Source organism: Corynebacterium sp. HMSC08D02 (assembly GCF_001807505.1).
Classification (GTDB): Bacteria; Actinomycetota; Actinomycetes; order Mycobacteriales; family Mycobacteriaceae; genus Corynebacterium; species Corynebacterium pseudogenitalium.
In genome coordinates, this window is sequence record NZ_KV789254.1 from 14,661 (window position 1) to 33,175 (window position 18,515).

Here is an 18,515-nt window from a genome sequence, read left to right on the forward strand (position 1 = left end):
CTTGATCTACTTTTTGCCCTTGCGAGCAGGTCCGAATACCATCGTCATGTTTCGCCCGTCCTGCTTCGGACGGGACTCCACGACACCAACCTCTTGAATGTCGTCTGCAAGACGCTCGAGGAGGCGGTAGCCGAGTTCTGGGCGCGATTGCTCGCGGCCACGGAACATGATGGTGACTTTGACCTTGTTGCCCTTCTCTAGGAAGCGCTCCACATTGTTTTTCTTCGTCTGGTAGTCGTGCTCATCGATCTTAGGACGGAACTTCTGTTCCTTCACTACGGTCTGCTGCTGGTTCTTGCGAGCCTCGCGAGCCTTCTGATCCTGCTCATACTTGTATTTGCCGTAGTCCATGATCTTCGCCACGGGCGGCTTCGCCTTTGGCGCAACTTCGACGAGGTCAAGATCGGCCTCGTAAGCCAGTTTCCGAGCATCGTCGGTACGGACGATCCCTACCTGCTCGCCGGACGGGCCGACCAAGCGGACTTCCGGGACGCGGATACGATCGTTAATCCGAGCTTCAGCGCTGATGAGAACTCCTAAAACATAGAAACCAATGTGTGATCGCTACCAGACCACCAGTGATTCTGCGCAAAAGCACAAAACCCGCGCTATTAGCAATAACGCGGGAGCTTTCCGTAGGCAGCCAAAAGACTTTGGCTACCTTGACCCGTATCCTGATCACTGTCGACCGGCATGGGGTGGGATTCACTCCACTTGTGGCCCAGGCACCTTTGTAAAGAATGCTCTGGGCGGTAGTGGTGAGAACTTTAATACATGAAGTTTATTCAAGCAAATCATGCATTCAAGCTGGATCTATTGCAATATCTCCTTCAAGAAAGCACCTGTATGAGACTTGCCATTACGTGCTACGTCTTCTGGCGTTCCCTGCGCGACCACCGTTCCACCGCCTGATCCCCCCTCAGGCCCCATGTCAATCACCCAGTCCGCCGACTTGATAACGTCCAGGTTGTGTTCGATCACCAACACAGTGTTGCCCTTTTCCACCAGGCCATTCAGCACAAGCATGAGCTTACGAATGTCTTCGAAGTGCAGCCCCGTAGTGGGCTCGTCGAGGATGTAAATTGTTCGGCCGTTAGTTCGCTTCTGCAATTCTGCCGCCAGCTTCACCCGCTGTGCCTCACCACCGGATAGCGTTGTCGCAGCCTGCCCAAGACGTACATAGCCCAGGCCGACCTCTACAAGCGTGTTGAGGTATCGATGGATTGACTGAATTGGCTCGAAGAACTCAGCTGCTTCAGAAATCGGCATATCGAGAACTTCGGCAATGTTCTTACCCTTATAGCGCACTTCGAGGGTTTCACGGTTGTATCGTGCTCCCTGGCACACCTCACACGGGACGTATACATCCGGTAGGAAGTTCATCTCAATCTTGATAGTGCCATCACCACGGCACGCTTCACAGCGCCCGCCTTTGACATTGAACGAGAATCGGCCAGCCTTGTAGCCACGAACCTTTGACTCTTGTGTTTCCGCGAATAGGTTGCGGATCTTGTCAAACACCCCTGTATATGTCGCAGGGTTTGATCGTGGTGTACGTCCGATGGGACTCTGGTCGACTTGGACAAGTTTATCTAGATGGTCAAGGCCACTGACTTTCTTTACCCGTCCCGGGACTTGTCGAGCTCCATTGAGCTCATTCTGGAGAGTCTTAGCCAGAATCTGGTTTACCAGCGTAGACTTGCCAGACCCAGATACCCCAGTAACAGCTACCAACACTCCCAGTGGAATATCCACTGATACGTTCTTGAGGTTGTTCTCTCGCGCGCCCTCAACTCTCAGCTTGCGGTCTGCGTCTACCGGTCGACGCTGATCCGGGACCTCAATCTTTTTCCTGCCCGCAAGGTAGTCTCCGGTAATGGAGTTCTCTACTTCACGGATACCGTCGGGTTCTCCCTGGTAGACCACTTCCCCGCCGTATTCTCCGGCGAGCGGCCCGATGTCTACCAACCAATCAGCCTCACGGATCGTTTCCTCATCGTGTTCAACCACAACCAGCGTGTTCCCAAGGTCGCGAAGTTTCTTCAGAGTCTTAATCAGCCTCTGGTTATCCCGTTGATGCAAACCGATTGACGGCTCATCAAGCACGTACAGTACACCGGCAAGGCCAGACCCAATTTGCGTGGCCAGACGGATGCGCTGCGCTTCACCGCCCGACAGGGTGCCGGCTGACCGAGCGAGCGAGAGGTAACTCAGTCCTACGTCCAAGAGAAAGTGCAGCCGAGCTTGGATCTCTCGAAGTACCGCACCCGCGATCATTTCCTCACGGTAACCAAGTACCAAATTATCAAGGTATTCGGACGCATCCTCAATGCTCAGTTCCGTAAGCCCGGCGATGGAGCGTTCACCATGCGTTGTTGAGTCGAGGCGAACGGCGAGAATCTCGGGCTTCAACCTAGCGCCCTTGCACGAAGGACACGGTACCTCTCGCGTATAAGCAAGCAGTCGGTCTTTCTGGGTATCGCTTTCGGCCTGCTCGAGCTTACGCTCCAGGTACCCAATGACACCTTCATAAGCTGCGCTGAATGACCGCTGCCTGCCGTAGCGGTTCTTGTACCGCACGCTGATCTTGGTTTTGGAACCATTTACCAAATGCTTCTGCTGCGTTTTCGTCAGCGAGCTGAACGGAGCGTGAGCATCAAAGCCCTCCTCTTTTGCTAACGCTTCAATCAACTTGACGAAGTATCGCTTGTTCGGGCTGGAGTTCCATGGCTGGAAAGCATCAATTGCTGGTGCGTCTGGATCTGGAATAACGAGTTCTTCGTCAATCTTCTTCTGCGTCCCGAGACCATCACACGTTGGACAGGCACCAAACGGTGAGTTAAACGAGAACGCGCGCGGCTCGTACTCCTCAACGTTAAGTTTGTGCCCGTTCGGGCACGCCATCTTTTCAGAGAAGATCTGGATCCGATCAGGGTTGCCCTCATCGAAGTCAACGAATTCGAAGCCAACGAGGCCGTCGGCAAGTTTGAGTGCTGTCTCCACTGAGTCGGTGAGACGCTGCTTTTGGCTTTGCTTCACTTGAAGGCGGTCCACTACCACCGAAATCGTGTGTTTGACCTGCTTCTCAAGCTTCGGTGGATCGCTGAGCTGGTACAACTCGCCGTCCACGCTCACTCGAGAGTAACCCTGAGCGGCGAGATCCTTAAACAAGTCAACGAACTCGCCTTTACGCTTTCGTACTACCGGGGCAAGGACTTGGAACTTGAGGCGCTCCTCCATCCCCAGCACGCGGTCCACAATTTGTTGCGGCGTCTGCCGTTCAATCACAGCGTCGCACTCTGGACAATGAGGAGTGCCAGCCCGCGAATAGAGCAGGCGAAGGTAATCGTAGATTTCGGTGATGGTACCTACAGTCGAACGGGGGTTACGGTTCGTCGATTTTTGGTCGATTGATACCGCGGGCGATAGTCCGTCAATGTAATCGACATCGGGCTTATCCATCTGTCCTAAGAACATCCGAGCATACGACGAAAGGGACTCAACGTATCGACGCTGTCCCTCCGCAAAGATCGTATCGAATGCCAGCGAGGACTTACCCGATCCAGACAGGCCTGTAAATACGGCCATCTTGTCCCTCGGCAGAGACACATCGACGCCCTTCAGGTTGTGTTCTCTTGCTCCACGTACAACAAGACGGTCAGCCACCTAGATACCTCTTCCAGAAGATCGGTTCATTTTGTTCCGAACATACCAGCGTATACCACTTCGGTAATCACTGTTCTGGCGAAGAAAGAATTGACTAGGGTAGGCACCATGAATTCAGAATCAACTCCACTGCCCCAATTAACACTGCACCAGGTTTCCGTCGGCTCGATGGACAACAACTGCTATCTCCTCTGCGCAGATGGCCAGGGCCTGCTAATCGACGCCGCTGACGACGCGCCGGCTATCCTCGCCATGGCCGAACAGGCCGGAGTCAAGATCACGGATGTATTAACGACGCATCGCCACCACGACCACGTGCGTGCATTGGCTACAGTCCTGGAAGCAACGGGCGCTACACACTGGGCACCGTTCCTCGAGGTACCTGCCCTGCCTGCTCCTGTCGACCGCGAAATCCACGACGGCGACTCGATTTCGTTCGCAGGCCACGAGCTCCCAGTGGTAATTCTGCGTGGACATACCCCAGGTGGCGCAGCCGTGCGCGCCGACCTCAAGGGGGTGCCTAACCTCTTTGTTGGTGATTCTCTTTTCCCTGGTGGGCTTGGGAAAACAAATTCCGAAGGCGACTTCGTGCGACTCTTCCGCGATGTCAAAGAAAAACTCTTCGACGCATATCCGGATGAGACAATTGTGTGGCCGGGCCATGGTAAATCCACTACGCTTGGTGCAGAGCGTCCAGATTTAGATGTTTGGTGGAACCGTCGCTGGTAAAAGCGTAATCCGAATGTCGGACGTCACATAGAACATATATACAGCGACCGGTACGTTGCGAAAAGAAAAGAGGAATGCATTTATGATTCGAAAACTCGCAAGGCCAATGCTCGCGTCCGTCTACATCGTTGACGGTGTTCAGACGCTGCGTGACCCAAATGCCAATAAAGAAAGCACGAAGGCGCTTTTAGATAAGGTCCGCGGTGCCGTTCCGAGCGAGTACCGTGGTCTGATCCCGAGCAACCCGAAGACGGCCGCTCAGGTCGTTGGTGGCATTAAAGCAGGTGCAGGCAGCCTCTTCGCCATTGGCAAGCTGCCACGCACTTCCGCTGCACTGCTCGCTGCGACTGCAATCCCGTCGATTATCGGCCGTAATGCCTTCTGGGAGGCTGACGAGGCGAATGAGAAGCAGCGTCGTCAGACTGGCGCGCTGACCGATGTCGCTCTCGCCGGTGGTGTGCTCCTCGCGACTGTGGACACTGCTGGCAAGCCAGGGCTGCAGTGGCGCGCCCAGCAGGCTGCCCGCACCGCGAAGAAGAACGTACAGCAGGCACTGCCTACCCAGTCTGAGACCGAAAAGGCTCTGGGTAAAGCAAGTAACTGGCTGTCCGATACTGCAGATCAAGTGGTCGACTACGTCGATAACAACAAGGATGACTGGAAGAAGCAGGCCTCTAAGTTTGCGGACCAGGCATCTGACGCAGCTGAGGGCTTCTGGCAGGATGCGCGCAAGCAAACCTCCTCGTTCCTCTCTGATGCGGGTGACTGGATGGAGGATGTTTCCGATAGCGCTCAAGACACCTACAAGGACTTGAAGCCAAGCAAACTCCAGCAGTTCAAGGCAAAGCGCAAGGTCAACAGCGTTGTTGGGGATCTCCAGGACAAGCTGGAGAGCCTCGAGCCAAGCAAGTTGGACCAGTTCAAGGCAAAGCGCAAGGTAAAGAAGAGCACCGCGAAGCTGCAGGACCGTGCCCAGAGCGCGGTTGACTCCCTGCAGGATGCCTTCGACAACTTGGATGTTGCGCCGTCAAAGTGCAAGCAGTGGAAGTGGAAGCGTAAGGCTAAGAAGGCCGAAAAGCGCGCGAACAAGCTGGTAAAGAAGGTTCAGAAGAAGCTCAGCTAATCTGACTTTCTGTAGTACACCCCGTGGCCGCATAGTTGTGGTTGCGGGGTGGCTTTTACTTTGAAGGAGATTATGTTCACCGTGTCAGAGCAAGAGGTTGCTCGCGAACAGCACTACGTCGACGGTCTATTTTCTCGTCTTGACGATGAAGTATCGAAAGCCCAAGCCAAACTGGAAGCGGTGCAACGAGATGTCGACCCTGACAACCCAGATTCTGATGCGCTCGTTAGGCGCGAAACCGAATATCATGGGCTGAATGCAAAACTCGATGCACTCAACCTGGCAGAAGTTGGCTTAGTTTTTGGCCGAATTGATGTGGAGGACGAATCTCCGGAGAATCTAGTCCCTAACAGCGACAATCTTGACCGACGCTATATAGGCAGGATGGGCATTGACGCCCCCGAAGACAAGTACCGGACGCTCCTCATCGATTGGCGGGCGCCCATGGCACGGCCGTTTTACCTCGCGACGACGGCGCACCCTTCAGGCGTGCAAACCCGGCGAAACATCCGTATGAGGGGTCGCACGGTGGAAACCATTGACGACGAGGTCCTCTCCGGCACAGGTACGGGTGTTGAAGCCTCGGGTGTCGGATCCGAGGCTGCGCTGCGGCGCGCCATGAATCGGCCACGCACTGCGCACATGCAATCCATCGTTGAGACAATCCAGCGTGAACAGGATGCCGTCATTCGTGACGCTACGCGTGGAGTGATGGTTGTCGAGGGTGGTCCAGGTACTGGCAAGACTGCAGTCGCTCTCCATCGTGTTGCGTATCTGCTCTATACTTGGCGAGCGCAGCTGGCGAAGACCGGCGTCTTGGTTCTTGGCCCCAATACCGTCTTTTTGGACTACATCTCGCGAGTTCTTCCGGAGCTCGGCGAGACCGGCGTAGTGCTTTCCACCATCTCAGACTTAATCCCCGGTTTTACCCCGGAAGGTAGCGAGTCGCTTGCTGCACGGGAAGTCAAAGGCTCGATTGAGATGGTCACGATTCTCAAGCGGGCTGTGCAGTCATATGAGACGGTTCCGGAGCGCGCGGTAACCCTTTCAATTGAGAACGTTCCCGTCGCTGCGACGCCGGCCATGGTTAAGGCAGCCAGAACCAAAGCACGACGGTCACGTCGTCCTCATAATGAAGCACGAGCCGTGTTTGCGGAACATCTTTGCGAACTTCTTGCGCAAGCACTTGCCAACACCATTGGTGCGGACCCTCTAGGCGGTGAGAATCTGTTATCTGCTGCGGACGTCGATCAGCTCCACGATGACCTGGCTGAAGAATCCCAGGTCCGAGAGTTTATTGACGCCCACTTCCCCACTCTGTCGCCTGCAGGAGTACTACGCAATCTGCTTGAAGACCGCGACGCAATCGCAGCTGTCGCGTATGACTACGACGACTACACACAAGATGCCCTCTTTCGGGAGCCTGGTGCGGCAACGGCCCCGTCGGATGCTGCGTTACTCGACGAGCTGTCGATTCTTATTGGTAGTAGCCCAGCGGAGGGTATTCGTGACTCCGATGACGATGCGTGGCAACAGCAGGTGGCCGAGGCAGAGGACGCGTTGGACGTCTTGGCTTCATCCGAGTCCACTGACAACGATGACGACCAGTTCGAGGCTGAGATCCTTTCTGCATCAGACGTCATTGATGCGGAAACGCTCGCGCAGCGCCAGGCGAGCACCGATATCCGTTCGACCGCAGAGCGCGCACGCGCAGATCGCACATGGGCCTATGGGCATGTGATCGTGGATGAGGCACAAGAGCTCTCACCGATGGAATGGCGGATGGTGTTTCGGCGCTGCCCATCAAAGTGGATGACATTAGTTGGAGACACCGCGCAGACTTCTTCGCCTGCGGGTTCAGACGACTGGTCAGCAACGCTGGAACCGTTTGTTGGCTCGCGTTTCCGCACGCATACCTTGAGTGTGAACTACCGGACTCCGTCGGAGATTATGGAGTACGCCGCGAAAGTTCTTCACGCGAGCGACTCAGAGGCAGCGGTCCCTGAGAGTATTCGAAGCACTGGGCAACCCGTCGAGTTTTGGCCTTCCGGCACCACCCCAGAAACTGTCGCAACATACGAGGATGGGCGCACGACAGCGATCATCGACAAGTCAAATGTCGATGCGATGAAGGGACTCGAATTTGACCATGTAGTACTAATAGAACCCCAAGAAATTATCGACGCCTCTCCGCAAGGTTGGCAAGACCTCTACGTGGCGATGACCCGAGCAACTCAAAGCCTCGCCGTCATCGGTGAGATGCCATAGAACAACCTCCGGCCATGCAGTTGGCCGGAGGTTGTTACATGAAGACGTTAGCTGACGGTATGTACGATCATGACGTCGCAGTCCGATTGGCGAGCAACGTCTGCTGGGACAGACCCCAGCAGGCGACCGGTCAGAGAGTTGATACCGCGGTTACCGACCACCAGCAGTTCCGCATTGTTGTCACGAACAATCGCCATCAGAGCCTCTACTGGAGTACCCGGACGGGTCGCAGTCTGCACGTCTTTTGCTCCGTGCTGTCGCGCATGTTCTGCTGCCGCTTCAAGATTTGCCAACGCGTCCTTGTCACCGAGGATGGTGACCGAATCTTGTCGCAGGCTCTTCGTCGCGTCCGCTTCCGTTTCGTAATACGCGGTACCGATCACTAGCGTGGCACCAAATGCACTCGCCATTTTTGCAGCACGCTCAACGGCGAGCAGTGAAGACTTGGACCCGTCGGACCCTACGACGATGGTCTTGTAGTAATTGGCCATAGCTGTATTCTTGAGACCTTTCCTGATTCAGCTGTCGCTCGCTGGATAACGGTGGCGCCAACAAGCACGGTCAAATTTATAGTACCTGGTTCTCGCGCGGATGAAGGCTAGTCGTGGCCTTCAGCTCGGGTGTCAACGAGCATGACATCAACCGGCGCCTTCTTTGCCACGCTACCTGGGATGTTGCCGAAGACTCGACCGGCGAGGGACCGCATTCCTTTGTTTCCAACCACGAGGAGATCTACGCTGTATTCCTTTACTGATTCCAGCAGTACATTCGCAGGCTGGCCGCCACTGGAGACCAAGTTAATCTCTGGTGCCTGTTCTTCGACTGCGATCGCCTTCGCACGCCTCAAGATATCCTCGGCGCCCGATTCCGTCACGATATCGATCTTGCTCAGCTCCGCGTTGGTTGCGTTCAGCATCGAGCCCGACGCTGTGTAGTGAGCACAGATGACTGTGAGCTTCGCGTCATACACGCGGGCCAGGCTCGCAGCAGCACGAACCGCAACAAGCGAAGTTGGTGAACCGTCAGTACCGACAGCAATCGACTTATAGGTATGCATAGATTCCTCGAACCTTTCTTAGTTTCCTGTATCTTTCATACCACGAAGTTCCTTTCGGAGATCTGCAATTTCATCACGCAGTCTGCCGGCGAGCTCAAACTTCAACTCGCGAGCTGCTGCACCCATTTGCTTCGTAAGGTCGTCGATCAATGCTTGTACCTGATCAGAGGCCATCTCGGACACGTCTGGCTTCGATACAACTGCGGTATCCGAGGCAACGCCATTTTCAGCTTCACCGTCAGTATTCTCATATACCTGATCCAAAATGTCGGCAATCTTCTTGCGCAGCGGCTGCGGATCGATCCCATGTTCTTTGTTGTACGCCAACTGAATTTCGCGACGCCGCTCTGTCTCACTGATTGCTTCCTCCATCGACTCAGTGACCTGGTCGGCGTACATGATGACCTCTCCAGATACGTTACGAGCTGCGCGCCCGATAGTCTGAATCAGCGACTTGGTCGAACGCAGGAACCCTTCCTTGTCGGCGTCGAGAATTGCAACAAGTGAAACTTCCGGCAAGTCGAGACCCTCTCGCAGCAGGTTGATGCCAACGAGGACGTCAAACTCTCCAAGCCTCAGCTGGCGGAGCAGCTCAACGCGCTGCAACGTATCAATGTCAGAGTGCAGGTAGCGCACCTTTACCCCGTTATCCAGGAGATAATCAGTCAAGTCCTCAGCCATGCGCTTCGTCAAGGTAGTGACCAGCACGCGCTCGTTCTTCTCCACCCGGACGCGAATCTCGTCAATCAGGTCGTCGATTTGTCCCTTCGTCGGTTTCACCGTGACCTTTGGATCGACGAGGCCTGTTGGGCGAATAACCTGCTCAACAAACTCGCCGTGTGCTGCTTCGAGCTCGTAATCGCCCGGTGTCGCGGACATGTACACCGTCTGCCCCACGCGCGATTCAAACTCATCGAAGGTCAACGGACGGTTGTCGACGGCACTCGGCAGCCGGAATCCGAATTCCACGAGGTTGCGCTTCCTCGACATATCGCCTTCAAACATTCCTCCAATTTGCGGGACGGTCACGTGGGACTCGTCGATAATTGTGAGGAAGTCTTCCGGGAAGTAGTCGATGAGCGTCGCCGGCGCCGATCCTGCCTCGCGCCCGTCCATGTGACGAGAATAGTTCTCAATGCCTGAGCAGAAGCCAACCTGCTGAATCATCTCGAGGTCATACTCGGTGCGCATCCGAAGTCGCTGAGCCTCAAGTAGTTTTCCGCGGTTCTCAAGGTCCTCTAAACGGTCTGCAAGCTCTTCTTTGATGGATTCGATCGCCTTTTCCATTCGCTCTTCAGTGGCCACGTAGTGGGTAGCAGGAAAGATCCGAAGCTCATCTTCTTGGCTCAGCACGTCTCCCGTGAGCGGATGAATGTAATACAAGCTGTCAATCTCGTCTCCGAAGAACTCAACCCGAACCGCGACTTCCTCATACGCAGGAATGATATCGACGACGTCGCCCTTTACTCGGAACGTACCGCGTTTGAAGTCAATATCGTTGCGCTCGTACTGGATATCAACGAGTAATCGAAGGAAGCGGTCACGCTCAACCTCTTCCCCCACGCGCAGCACCACAGAGCGATCAAGGTAGGACTGCGGCGTACCAAGGCCGTAGATACAAGAGACTGACGACACCACCACTACGTCACGACGCGACAGCAATGCGGAGGTAGCTGAGTGACGCAGGCGTTCCACATCATCATTAATGGAGGAATCTTTTTCGATGTATGTATCCGTCTGAGCGATATATGCCTCTGGTTGGTAATAGTCGTAGTACGAGACGAAGTACTCAACCGCGTTATTTGGGAGGAGCTGCCGAAGCTCATTTGCTAGCTGCGCGGCGAGCGTCTTGTTCGGGGCCATCACGAGCGTTGGGCGCTGCTGCTTTTCAATCAGCCACGCTGCCGTCGCCGACTTGCCGGTGCCGGTGGCACCCATGAGGACGACGTCTTCTTCTCCCCGGTTGAGACGTTCATCTAGCTCTGCGATCGCTTTAGGCTGATCACCCGATGGCTCAAACTCCGAGACGACTTCAAAGGGCTTTTCACGACGCTCGATCTCGCCTACTGGTCGAAACTCCGAATGTGCTAGGACCGGATGCTCTGCTGCAAATGCCATGCAGCTCAGTCTAATGACTCAACCAGATTCCTCAACGTTGATGCTGCAACAATTCTCGCTCGACATAGTCGACCAAAGCGTCCACCTGCGGAGCGAGCTCAGACAACGGACCGTTGTTATCAATCAAGTAGTCAGCGGCCGCGAGTCGATCGTCGTCATCAATCTGCCGTGCAATACGGGAACGGGCGTCTGCCTCCGCTAGACCGCGCGATTGAACCAGTCGCCTCACTCGCTCTTCCTCATTCACGTCGACTACAACAGTGAAGTCCATCTGACGGTGCAGCCCAAGCTCTACAAGCAGTGGCATATCGTACACAGCAACCCGGGCTCCTTCAGCTTCAGCGGCGTCGAACTGCCGTGATGACTCCTTACGAATCGCAGGATGCGTAATCGAATTCAGCTTCTGCGTCTGTTCCTCCGAGGCAAACGCCCGCTGCGCCAGCAACTTGCGGTTCAAAGCGCCGGAAGCGTCCACCAGGTCATCGCCGAATGCAGCAGCCACCTCTTTTAGCGCATCGTTTCCTGGTTGCAGAACATCGCGCGCGATACGGTCAGCATCGACTACGACGAAGCCACGCTCACGTAACAACGCGGCAACGGACGACTTTCCGCTTCCGATTCCTCCGGTAAGCCCAATTCTCAACATGCGTCACATAATAGGCGAAAACCCCTTCCTGGATTCCAGGAAGGGGTCGTCGATTAGCTAGTAAAGACTAGTTGCCAGCGAGCTTGTCGCGAAGTGCTGCGAGCTGCTCGTCAGATGCAAGCGAGCCACCTGCGCTAGCGGTCTCATCCGCTGCCGGAGCTGCAGCGTTGGACTGCGAGGAGTAGTTCGCCTGGTCACCCGCCTGCTCTGCCGCCTCGGCAGCAGCAGCGCGATGACGCTCGATCTGTGCAGTGTGCGCCTGGAAGCGGCGCTCGGCCTCTGCGTAGCGAGCCTCCCACTGCTGACGAGCTTCGTCGAAGCCCTCCATCCACTCGTTGGTCTCCGGATCGAAGCCCTCTGGGAAGATGTAGTTGCCCTGCTCGTCGTAGGAATCAGCCATGCCGTAGCGGGACGGATCGAACTCTTCGTTGTAGTCCTCGTCCGCCTGCTTCAGCGACAGCGAGATACGACGACGGTCGAGATCGATGTCGATGACCTTGACCATGACCTCTTCGCCAACGTTGACAACCTGGTCCGGTACCTCGACGTGGCGCTGTGCCAGCTCGGAGATGTGAACCAGACCCTCGATGCCCTCTTCGACGCGAACGAACGCACCGAATGGAACAAGCTTGGTGACCTTGCCCGGCACGATCTGGCCGACAGCGTGGGTGCGTGCGAACACGCGCCATGGGTCCTCCTGGGTCGCCTTCAGCGACAGGGAAACACGCTCACGGTCGAGATCGACGTCGAGAACCTCAACGGTAACCTCATCGCCGACGGTGACAACCTCAGATGGGTGGTCGATGTGCTTCCAGGACAGCTCGGAAACGTGAACCAGGCCGTCTACGCCGCCAAGGTCCACGAAAGCACCGAAGTTGACGATGGAAGAAACAACGCCCTTGCGTACCTGACCCTTCTGCAGCTGGTGCAGGAAGTCGGAACGAACAGCGGACTGCGTCTCTTCGAGGTATGCACGGCGGGACAGGACCACGTTGTTGCGGTGCTTGTCCAGCTCGATGATCTTTGCCTCGAGCTCCTGGCCAATGTATGGATCCAGGTCACGGACGCGACGCATCTCAACGAGCGACGCAGGCAAGAAGCCACGAAGACCGATGTCGAGGATGAGGCCACCCTTGACAACCTCGATGACCGTACCAGTAACTGGCTGGTCGTTCTTCTGCAGCTCTTCGATGGTGCCCCAAGCACGCTCGTACTGAGCACGCTTCTTGGAGAGCAGGAGGCGACCTTCCTTGTCCTCCTTGGTCAGGACCAGTGCGTCGATCTCGTCGCCGACCTGGACAACTTCGTCCGGGTCAACGTCATGCTTGATCGACAGCTCACGGGTAGGGATAACACCCTCAGTCTTGTAGCCGATGTCAAGGAGAACCTCATCGTGGTCAACCTTAACTACGGTGCCGGAGACGATGTCACCATCATTGAAGTACTTGATGGTTGCGTCTACAGCGGCGAGAAATTCCTCAGGTCCGCCGATATCGTTGATTGCGACCTGTGGTGCGTTGGAAGTGCGCATAAGTTAAATGTGCTCCGAAATTGAAATAGGAGATCGTATTTGGACAGGGGCATATCATCTCTTACCAGCGCGGAAAGATCCCGCAATATGAGCCGGTGATGCCCTCCTATTACGACACCACGAGACCTATTGCCCAGATATGCTCGTGCAAGAATATCGCCTTTGCCCAGCTCGCGCAAATATCAACACTCGGATAAATCCCCATCAGGTCGACCGTTAAGGCAAGCAACACATCCTTCACCGAACTCGCCAACTGAGAATGCCGTAAGTCTGCCACACCGCCGATAAGACGCAAACTCGCAGGTCAAAGCAATACACTCGCCATCCCACACCCCCATAATTAGTCAATATTTTGTTTAATGTAGTCCATTTTTGGCCAATTCTCTTACGTTCCCCACAGACGTCTGTTAGTGTTTTCATTGCCACGATCAAGGCGCAGCAGCGATAGATGAGGCCAATCTAGAGCTGTGAAACCTCGCGAGGTGAACCGTGGCACCGCTTCTCGGGGGAACTCGGGGGAAGAAGCGGTTGATGGGGGGAAGGCAGTCCCAGACGGATTGAGAAGGAGGCTCTGGGACCGTCTCGGGGCTATAGAGCGGAATAATGGGGGCCGCTCTATAGCCCCACACTTCCCGCCTTAATGGCCAGCATCTTGCCAGTTCTCTCCGTATCCGGTAGAAACCTCGAGCGGCACGTTGAGCTCAATAGCGCGATCCATCTCCCGCTCAACAATCTCACGCACTTCATCGAGCTCACCCGGAGCGACTTCAACAACCAACTCGTCATGCACTTGCAACAGCACACGGGACTCGTAATCAGCCAACGCTCGGTCAACGTGAATCATCGCTACTTTAATGATGTCTGCGGCAGTACCTTGAATAGGAGCATTCAGGGCCGCCCGCTCAGCATTTTCTCGGGCGACTCGGTTGTCGCTGTTGAGCTCAGGCAGGTAGCGTCGGCGCCCAAACACAGTTGCCGTGTATCCATCTTTTCTGGCTTTCTCGACGACCGAGTCCAGATAGTGCTTCACCCCACCGAAACGGTGGAAATAACTCTCCATGATTTCCTTGGCTTCACCTGGCGAGATCGAGAGCTGCGCGGCGAGGCCGTACGCAGAGAGCCCATAAACCAAACCATATGACATTGCCTTGACCCGACGGCGTAGCTCGGGCGTCACGGCGTCGATAGCAACATCAAATACCTGTGAACCGACGTAGTTGTGCAGGTCTTCGCCATCCTTGTACGCGGAGATGAGCCCCTTGTCCCCGGACAGGTGCGCCATCACTCGCATCTCAATCTGTGAGTAATCAGCGGTCAGAAGATACTCATACCCCTTACCAACGGTGAATGCTGCTCGAATCTTTTGACCTGTCTCTGTACGGACGGGAATATTCTGCAGGTTTGGATCAGTCGAACTCAGTCGGCCCGTTGAAGTCACGGTTTGGTTGAAGGTTGTGTGAATTCGGCCATCACTGTGTACCGCCTTGATAAGCCCCTCGATTGTGGACTTCATCTTCTGATATTCACGATGTGCCAACAGATGATCAAGGAACGGATGCGGATTCTTTTCTGCAAGCGCCTCGATCTCCTTGGCTGCCGTCGAATACCCAGTCTTTGTTTTCTTGGTTTTAGGCAAGTCAAGTTTGTCGAAAAGAACGACAGAAAGCTGCTTCGGACTCGAAAGGTTGAGAGCTGGCTCGTCGACAAGCGTGCGGGCCTCTCCTTCTACCTGGGCAACCTTGTCAGTAAACTCCTTGCGAAGATTTTCAAGAGCTTCGATATCAACAGCCACACCGACGTCCTCCATCCTGGCAAGAATGGGTACAAGCGGCAGCTCAAGGTCGGCGTACAGCGCGTAAGAGTCGATTTCACGAAGTTCTTGAGCAAGATGTTGCGCCAGTTCCAGCACAGCAACGGCGGCATCAACCTGTGAAGTTTGATCCAACAGACTGAGCTGCTCTTGCCCTACGTCCAACTGTCGCTGCAAGTGACGCTGGTATACATCAGCCAGCGCATAGGTGCGCTGCCCCGGGCGAAGCAGGTAGGCAGCAATCGCTGTGTCATGCGCAATCCCGCTGAGTGTGATACCTCTGCCCCGCAGCATGTGATACATAGCTTTACCGTTGTGGAGGTACTTGGGGTCATCTGACTCCAACCAGTCCTTCAGCGCAACATCCTCTTCAGGGGTTAGCTCCGCTGTTTCGCGTTGGATGCCGTGCCGCTCCTTATCGACGATCCCAATCGCAGTAGCATCGCCGTTTGCCGGCAGCGGACTACCGTCCACATACAGCGCTAATCCTTGACCCCTATGGGAAGCGATCCATGCGTCCAACGGCCCTTCGTCGATCACAACTTCTGGAAGCTCCACAGGCAAATGCTCTTCGGCGTCCCCTTCCGTAGGAAGCGCGGATAGCACACGTTCGCGAAGATTCGTGCCGAACTCCAAAGAATCAAATCGCTTCGCAATAGCACCGATGTCTACGGTCTTTAGCTCCAAGTCATTTGGCGTAACAGGGAGCTCTACGTCGGTGACCATCTGCGTGAGTTCACGATTGAGCTGCACTTGCTCGATACGGTCTCGGAAGTTTTGACCTGCGACTCCCTTGATTTCATCCGCGTGGTTAACGAGTTCTGCAAGCGAACCGTATTGCGTGATCCACTTTGTCGCCGTCTTCTCCCCGACCTTCGGAACCGAGGGGAGGTTATCAGACGGGTCTCCCCGAAGCGCCGCAAAATCCGGATACTGTGCCGGAGTCAGCCCGTACTTCTCCTCGACCTTGTCCGGAGTGAAACGTGTCATCGTCGAAACCCCGCGCATCGGGTACAACAGCGTCGTTGAATCGTCTACCAGTTGTAGGTAGTCACGGTCCCCTGAAACCAAGACAATTTCGAAATCCTGATCAGCGCGAGCCAGGTGCACCAGCGTCGCCACGATATCGTCAGCTTCAAAATTCTCCTTCGACAAGCTGATGATTCCGAGGTCCTCAAGACACTCCTGAATCAGCGGAACCTGCCCCTTAAACTCTGGCGGAGTGGATTCGCGCTGAGCTTTGTACTCCGGAAAACGTTCCGTTCGAAACGTCTTGCGCCCCACATCGAACGCCACACCAATATGCGTCGGTGCTTCTTGCGCCACAACGTTGGCGAACATCGACAAGAAGCCATACACCGCATTCGTTGTTTGGCCACCGGTCGTCGAAAAGTTTTCAGCAGGCAGAGCGTAGAACGCTCGAAATGCCATGGAGTGTCCGTCAATGAGCAATAACCGTTTCTTCACGGCCCCTAGTGTAGACGTACGTCCCGACATGACGACTCAAACAAGAAAACCCGGCTTATGGCCGGGTGTTGTGCCCCAGGTGAGACTCGAACTCACACTGGACGGGTTTTGAATCCGTTGCCTCTGCCAATTGGGCTACTGGGGCGACGTCGCAAAGTATATAGCAGGCAAGCGCTCAGGCGTGAATCGCACCACGCGATCATCTAAAACGCCAGTTCACTCCAGGTATCTAAAATTCGTCAGGTAGGGTGATGAGCGCTGTATATGAAGCAGAGCACAGGAGGGTGCAGTGACAACAGTTCTGATCGGGATCTTCCTGGCTGTGTTCGCTGGAGCTGCCTTGCAGCGAATTTCAGGAATGGGCCTTGGGCTTATCGCGGCCCCCGCACTATCTGTCCTCCTCGGTCCAGTCTCTGGGGTGTTGATGGTCAACGTGCTAGCCACAGTCAACGCGATAGCCAACACCTATTCAATGCGCGAGCGCGTTGATTGGAAACGCTTTGCCCCAATTGCCGGAGCCCTTGTTTTGGGTGCGGTACCCGGCGCATTCCTCATACGGGCAGTTTCAACTAGTTTGCTTCTAATCATCGTTGGCGTTCTATTGTTGATCGCGCTCGGCACAGTGACGTTGGGAAAACGCTACATACCGAATATTGAAGGCACCGTACCTTCTGTTATCGCAGGTTCACTTGGTGGTTTCATGAACACGTTGGCAGGCGTAGCTGGCCCATCAATCACCGTGTACGCCCACGCGGCACGCTGGCCTAAGGAGATCTACGCAGCTACGCTCCAGCCAATCTTCCTGGTCAGCGGCGCACTCTCATTCGCCATTAAGGAAATCACTGGTGCAGCAAACCTCTCCGCGGTGACTCCTGAAACGTGGGTGGTTGGCATTGTTGCGATGGTGTTGGGCATCGTTGTTGGCACCCGTATGGCACCACGGGTACCAGTACAACTGGGGTACCGAATAGCACTCGCCCTGGCGATCTTCGGCGGGTTCACCGCACTTGTGCGCGGTCTACTCGGTACCGGAGCATAATCCACTAACCAACGCTACTTTTAAACTGAGCCCCAAACCACAACAGCACCGGTTCCTTTCCAGTATCCGGGCGTAGAGCCATAAACACGCACTTGGCGCGCGACACGGTATCTAATCCGCCTCAGATAATGGACAATGCATTCCAGAACGAATAGTATGAAAGTCATGGGTAGACCACGAGAGTTCGATGAAGACGAAGTCATCCGCAGGGCTATAAAGCTTTTCGGTGAACGCGGGTATACAGCACAGTCCGTTGACGCAACTCTTACCTACCTTGAGATAAATCGTTCGAGCTTCTATAAAATCTTCGGTTCCAAACATGGCCTGCTGAGAACGGCGCTGGAAGCAGTATGCCGAAACGCTAAGACAGGTGAAGTGACACTAGAAGCCAAGAGTCTTGTTGCAGTCACTCTCGTGGAAGTCGCGCCCGTAAGCCAAGAGCTACGCCCCTTGATTCTCGAAGCAAATTCCCTTTGCTTTGCTGGAGGCCCAGCAGCACTAGGCAAGCACTTACTCGACCGCGCAAGCGGCACTTCCAAAGGAGAAGCACAATGAGCAACAACAATCTCAAATTCACCGACGCTACTCTGGTTGTTGAGCCACTCGGCTTAGATAAGATTTGGTCGTTCAAAGGATCCATCGAGGTTCCCTGGGAACATGTACGCGGAGCTACACATGACCCGGGTATGAAGAACGAGCCGAAGGGTTTTCGCTGCCCAGGACTAAGGATGGGTGAAAAGCTTGCGGGAACGTTCCACTCAGATGGTGAAAAGCTGTTTTGGAACCTCAGCGGATTCGAGAATACGGTCGTAATCGAGTTAGCTGATGAGAACTTCGCCCGCCTCGTCCTCACAGTTGATGACCCAGTCACAACTGTTGAACGCATCAACGAGTTGGCATCAGCCTGATAGCTAAGTTTCGTACAAAAGGAGCCTGGTCGAGGGAATCCTCGACCAGGCTCCTTGTGCCCCAGGTGAGACTCGAACTCACACTGGACGGGTTTTGAATCCGTTGCCTCTGCCAATTGGGCTACTGGGGCGTGCCTGCTCAATATAGCGCAC

14 protein-coding genes and 2 tRNA genes are annotated in these 18,515 nt (G+C 55.1%); 6 read left to right on the forward strand and 10 right to left on the reverse strand.

What is annotated here, in order from left to right; translation table 11 throughout:
- Positions 1–6 precede the first annotated feature (6 nt).
- Both infC and uvrA read right to left on the reverse strand, forming a co-directional pair.
- The gene (gene infC / locus HMPREF3170_RS08475) at positions 7–555 is read right to left on the reverse strand and encodes a translation initiation factor IF-3 (protein WP_083290943.1); all 549 of its coding nucleotides are present in this window, start codon (positions 553–555) and stop codon (positions 7–9) included.
- A 258-nt stretch (positions 556–813) separates the two neighbouring features.
- Positions 814–3,666, reverse strand: coding sequence for an excinuclease ABC subunit UvrA (gene uvrA, locus HMPREF3170_RS08480; protein WP_070479112.1), 2,853 nt, complete (start codon positions 3,664–3,666; stop codon positions 814–816).
- Positions 3,667–3,774: 108 nt separating this feature from the next.
- On the opposite strand from uvrA, the gene HMPREF3170_RS08485 reads away from it, so the two are divergent.
- The 3 genes from HMPREF3170_RS08485 to HMPREF3170_RS08495 all read left to right on the forward strand — a co-directional run bounded on the left by HMPREF3170_RS08485 (position 3,775) and on the right by HMPREF3170_RS08495 (position 7,786).
- On the forward strand, positions 3,775–4,395 hold the full coding sequence (locus tag HMPREF3170_RS08485; protein WP_070479114.1) for an MBL fold metallo-hydrolase: 621 nt from the start codon (positions 3,775–3,777) through the stop codon (positions 4,393–4,395).
- 82 nt (positions 4,396–4,477) lie between these two features.
- Complete coding sequence (locus HMPREF3170_RS08490; protein ID WP_070479115.1) at positions 4,478–5,518, forward strand: DoxX family protein; 1,041 nt, start codon at positions 4,478–4,480, stop codon at positions 5,516–5,518.
- A 72-nt stretch (positions 5,519–5,590) separates the two neighbouring features.
- Positions 5,591–7,786 carry a HelD family protein gene (locus tag HMPREF3170_RS08495; protein WP_070479116.1) on the forward strand — a complete coding sequence of 732 codons (2,196 nt, stop codon included), beginning with the start codon at positions 5,591–5,593 and terminating at the stop codon, positions 7,784–7,786.
- Positions 7,787–7,833: 47 nt separating this feature from the next.
- Here the strand turns inward: HMPREF3170_RS08495 and HMPREF3170_RS08500 are convergent, their stop codons facing one another.
- The 7 genes from HMPREF3170_RS08500 to HMPREF3170_RS08535 all read right to left on the reverse strand — a co-directional run bounded on the left by HMPREF3170_RS08500 (position 7,834) and on the right by HMPREF3170_RS08535 (position 16,560).
- Positions 7,834–8,277, reverse strand: a complete 444-nt coding sequence (locus HMPREF3170_RS08500) for a universal stress protein (RefSeq protein ID WP_070362531.1) — start codon at positions 8,275–8,277, stop codon at positions 7,834–7,836.
- 107 nt (positions 8,278–8,384) lie between these two features.
- Positions 8,385–8,843 carry a universal stress protein gene (locus HMPREF3170_RS08505; protein WP_070362532.1) on the reverse strand — a complete coding sequence of 153 codons (459 nt, stop codon included), beginning with the start codon at positions 8,841–8,843 and terminating at the stop codon, positions 8,385–8,387.
- An 18-nt stretch (positions 8,844–8,861) separates the two neighbouring features.
- Entirely contained in the window at positions 8,862–10,961 is a 2,100-nt protein-coding gene (gene uvrB / locus HMPREF3170_RS08510; protein ID WP_070479118.1) for an excinuclease ABC subunit UvrB, read from the reverse strand.
- Between the two features lie 31 nt (positions 10,962–10,992).
- On the reverse strand, positions 10,993–11,607 hold the full coding sequence (gene coaE, locus HMPREF3170_RS08515; protein WP_070479120.1) for a dephospho-CoA kinase: 615 nt from the start codon (positions 11,605–11,607) through the stop codon (positions 10,993–10,995).
- 67 nt (positions 11,608–11,674) lie between these two features.
- A complete protein-coding gene (gene rpsA, locus HMPREF3170_RS08520) occupies positions 11,675–13,138 on the reverse strand; it encodes a 30S ribosomal protein S1 (RefSeq protein WP_070362535.1) in 1,464 nt (487 codons plus the stop codon).
- A gap of 637 nt (positions 13,139–13,775) precedes the next feature.
- Entirely contained in the window at positions 13,776–16,445 is a 2,670-nt protein-coding gene (gene polA / locus HMPREF3170_RS08530; protein ID WP_070479123.1) for a DNA polymerase I, read from the reverse strand.
- A 41-nt stretch (positions 16,446–16,486) separates the two neighbouring features.
- Positions 16,487–16,560, reverse strand: a tRNA-Leu gene (locus tag HMPREF3170_RS08535).
- Between the two features lie 144 nt (positions 16,561–16,704).
- Here HMPREF3170_RS08535 and HMPREF3170_RS08540 point away from each other — a divergent pair.
- The 3 genes from HMPREF3170_RS08540 (at position 16,705) to HMPREF3170_RS08550 (ending at position 18,362) form a co-directional block, all read left to right on the forward strand.
- Positions 16,705–17,454 carry a sulfite exporter TauE/SafE family protein gene (locus tag HMPREF3170_RS08540; protein WP_071573922.1) on the forward strand — a complete coding sequence of 250 codons (750 nt, stop codon included), beginning with the start codon at positions 16,705–16,707 and terminating at the stop codon, positions 17,452–17,454.
- A gap of 165 nt (positions 17,455–17,619) precedes the next feature.
- Positions 17,620–18,009 (forward strand): TetR/AcrR family transcriptional regulator, encoded by a 390-nt coding sequence (locus HMPREF3170_RS08545; RefSeq protein ID WP_070479193.1) that lies wholly within the window; start codon positions 17,620–17,622, stop codon positions 18,007–18,009.
- On the forward strand, positions 18,006–18,362 hold the full coding sequence (locus HMPREF3170_RS08550) for a hypothetical protein (protein WP_070479125.1): 357 nt from the start codon (positions 18,006–18,008) through the stop codon (positions 18,360–18,362). The genes HMPREF3170_RS08545 and HMPREF3170_RS08550 overlap by 4 nt, the downstream gene beginning before the upstream one ends.
- A gap of 57 nt (positions 18,363–18,419) precedes the next feature.
- Here HMPREF3170_RS08550 and HMPREF3170_RS08555 read toward each other — a convergent pair.
- Positions 18,420–18,493 (reverse strand) — tRNA-Leu (locus HMPREF3170_RS08555).
- Positions 18,494–18,515 lie beyond the last annotated feature (22 nt).

Excerpts from the sequence above, each read along its gene's own strand:
- HMPREF3170_RS08485 (WP_070479114.1), top strand. The coding sequence starts at position 3,775 with ATGAATTCAGAATCAACTCCACTGCCCCAATTAACACTGCACCAGGTT.
- HMPREF3170_RS08490 (WP_070479115.1), top strand. The coding sequence starts at position 4,478 with ATGATTCGAAAACTCGCAAGGCCAATGCTCGCGTCCGTCTACATCGTT.
- HMPREF3170_RS08495 (WP_070479116.1), top strand. The coding sequence starts at position 5,591 with ATGTTCACCGTGTCAGAGCAAGAGGTTGCTCGCGAACAGCACTACGTC.
- HMPREF3170_RS08500 (WP_070362531.1), bottom strand. The coding sequence starts at position 8,277 with ATGGCCAATTACTACAAGACCATCGTCGTAGGGTCCGACGGGTCCAAG.
- HMPREF3170_RS08505 (WP_070362532.1), bottom strand. The coding sequence starts at position 8,843 with ATGCATACCTATAAGTCGATTGCTGTCGGTACTGACGGTTCACCAACT.
- uvrB (WP_070479118.1), bottom strand. The coding sequence starts at position 10,961 with ATGGCATTTGCAGCAGAGCATCCGGTCCTAGCACATTCGGAGTTTCGA.
- coaE (WP_070479120.1), bottom strand. The coding sequence starts at position 11,607 with ATGTTGAGAATTGGGCTTACCGGAGGAATCGGAAGCGGAAAGTCGTCC.
- rpsA (WP_070362535.1), bottom strand. The coding sequence starts at position 13,138 with ATGCGCACTTCCAACGCACCACAGGTCGCAATCAACGATATCGGCGGA.
- polA (WP_070479123.1), bottom strand. The coding sequence starts at position 16,445 with ATGTCGGGACGTACGTCTACACTAGGGGCCGTGAAGAAACGGTTATTG.
- HMPREF3170_RS08545 (WP_070479193.1), top strand. The coding sequence starts at position 17,620 with ATGGGTAGACCACGAGAGTTCGATGAAGACGAAGTCATCCGCAGGGCT.
- HMPREF3170_RS08550 (WP_070479125.1), top strand. The coding sequence starts at position 18,006 with ATGAGCAACAACAATCTCAAATTCACCGACGCTACTCTGGTTGTTGAG.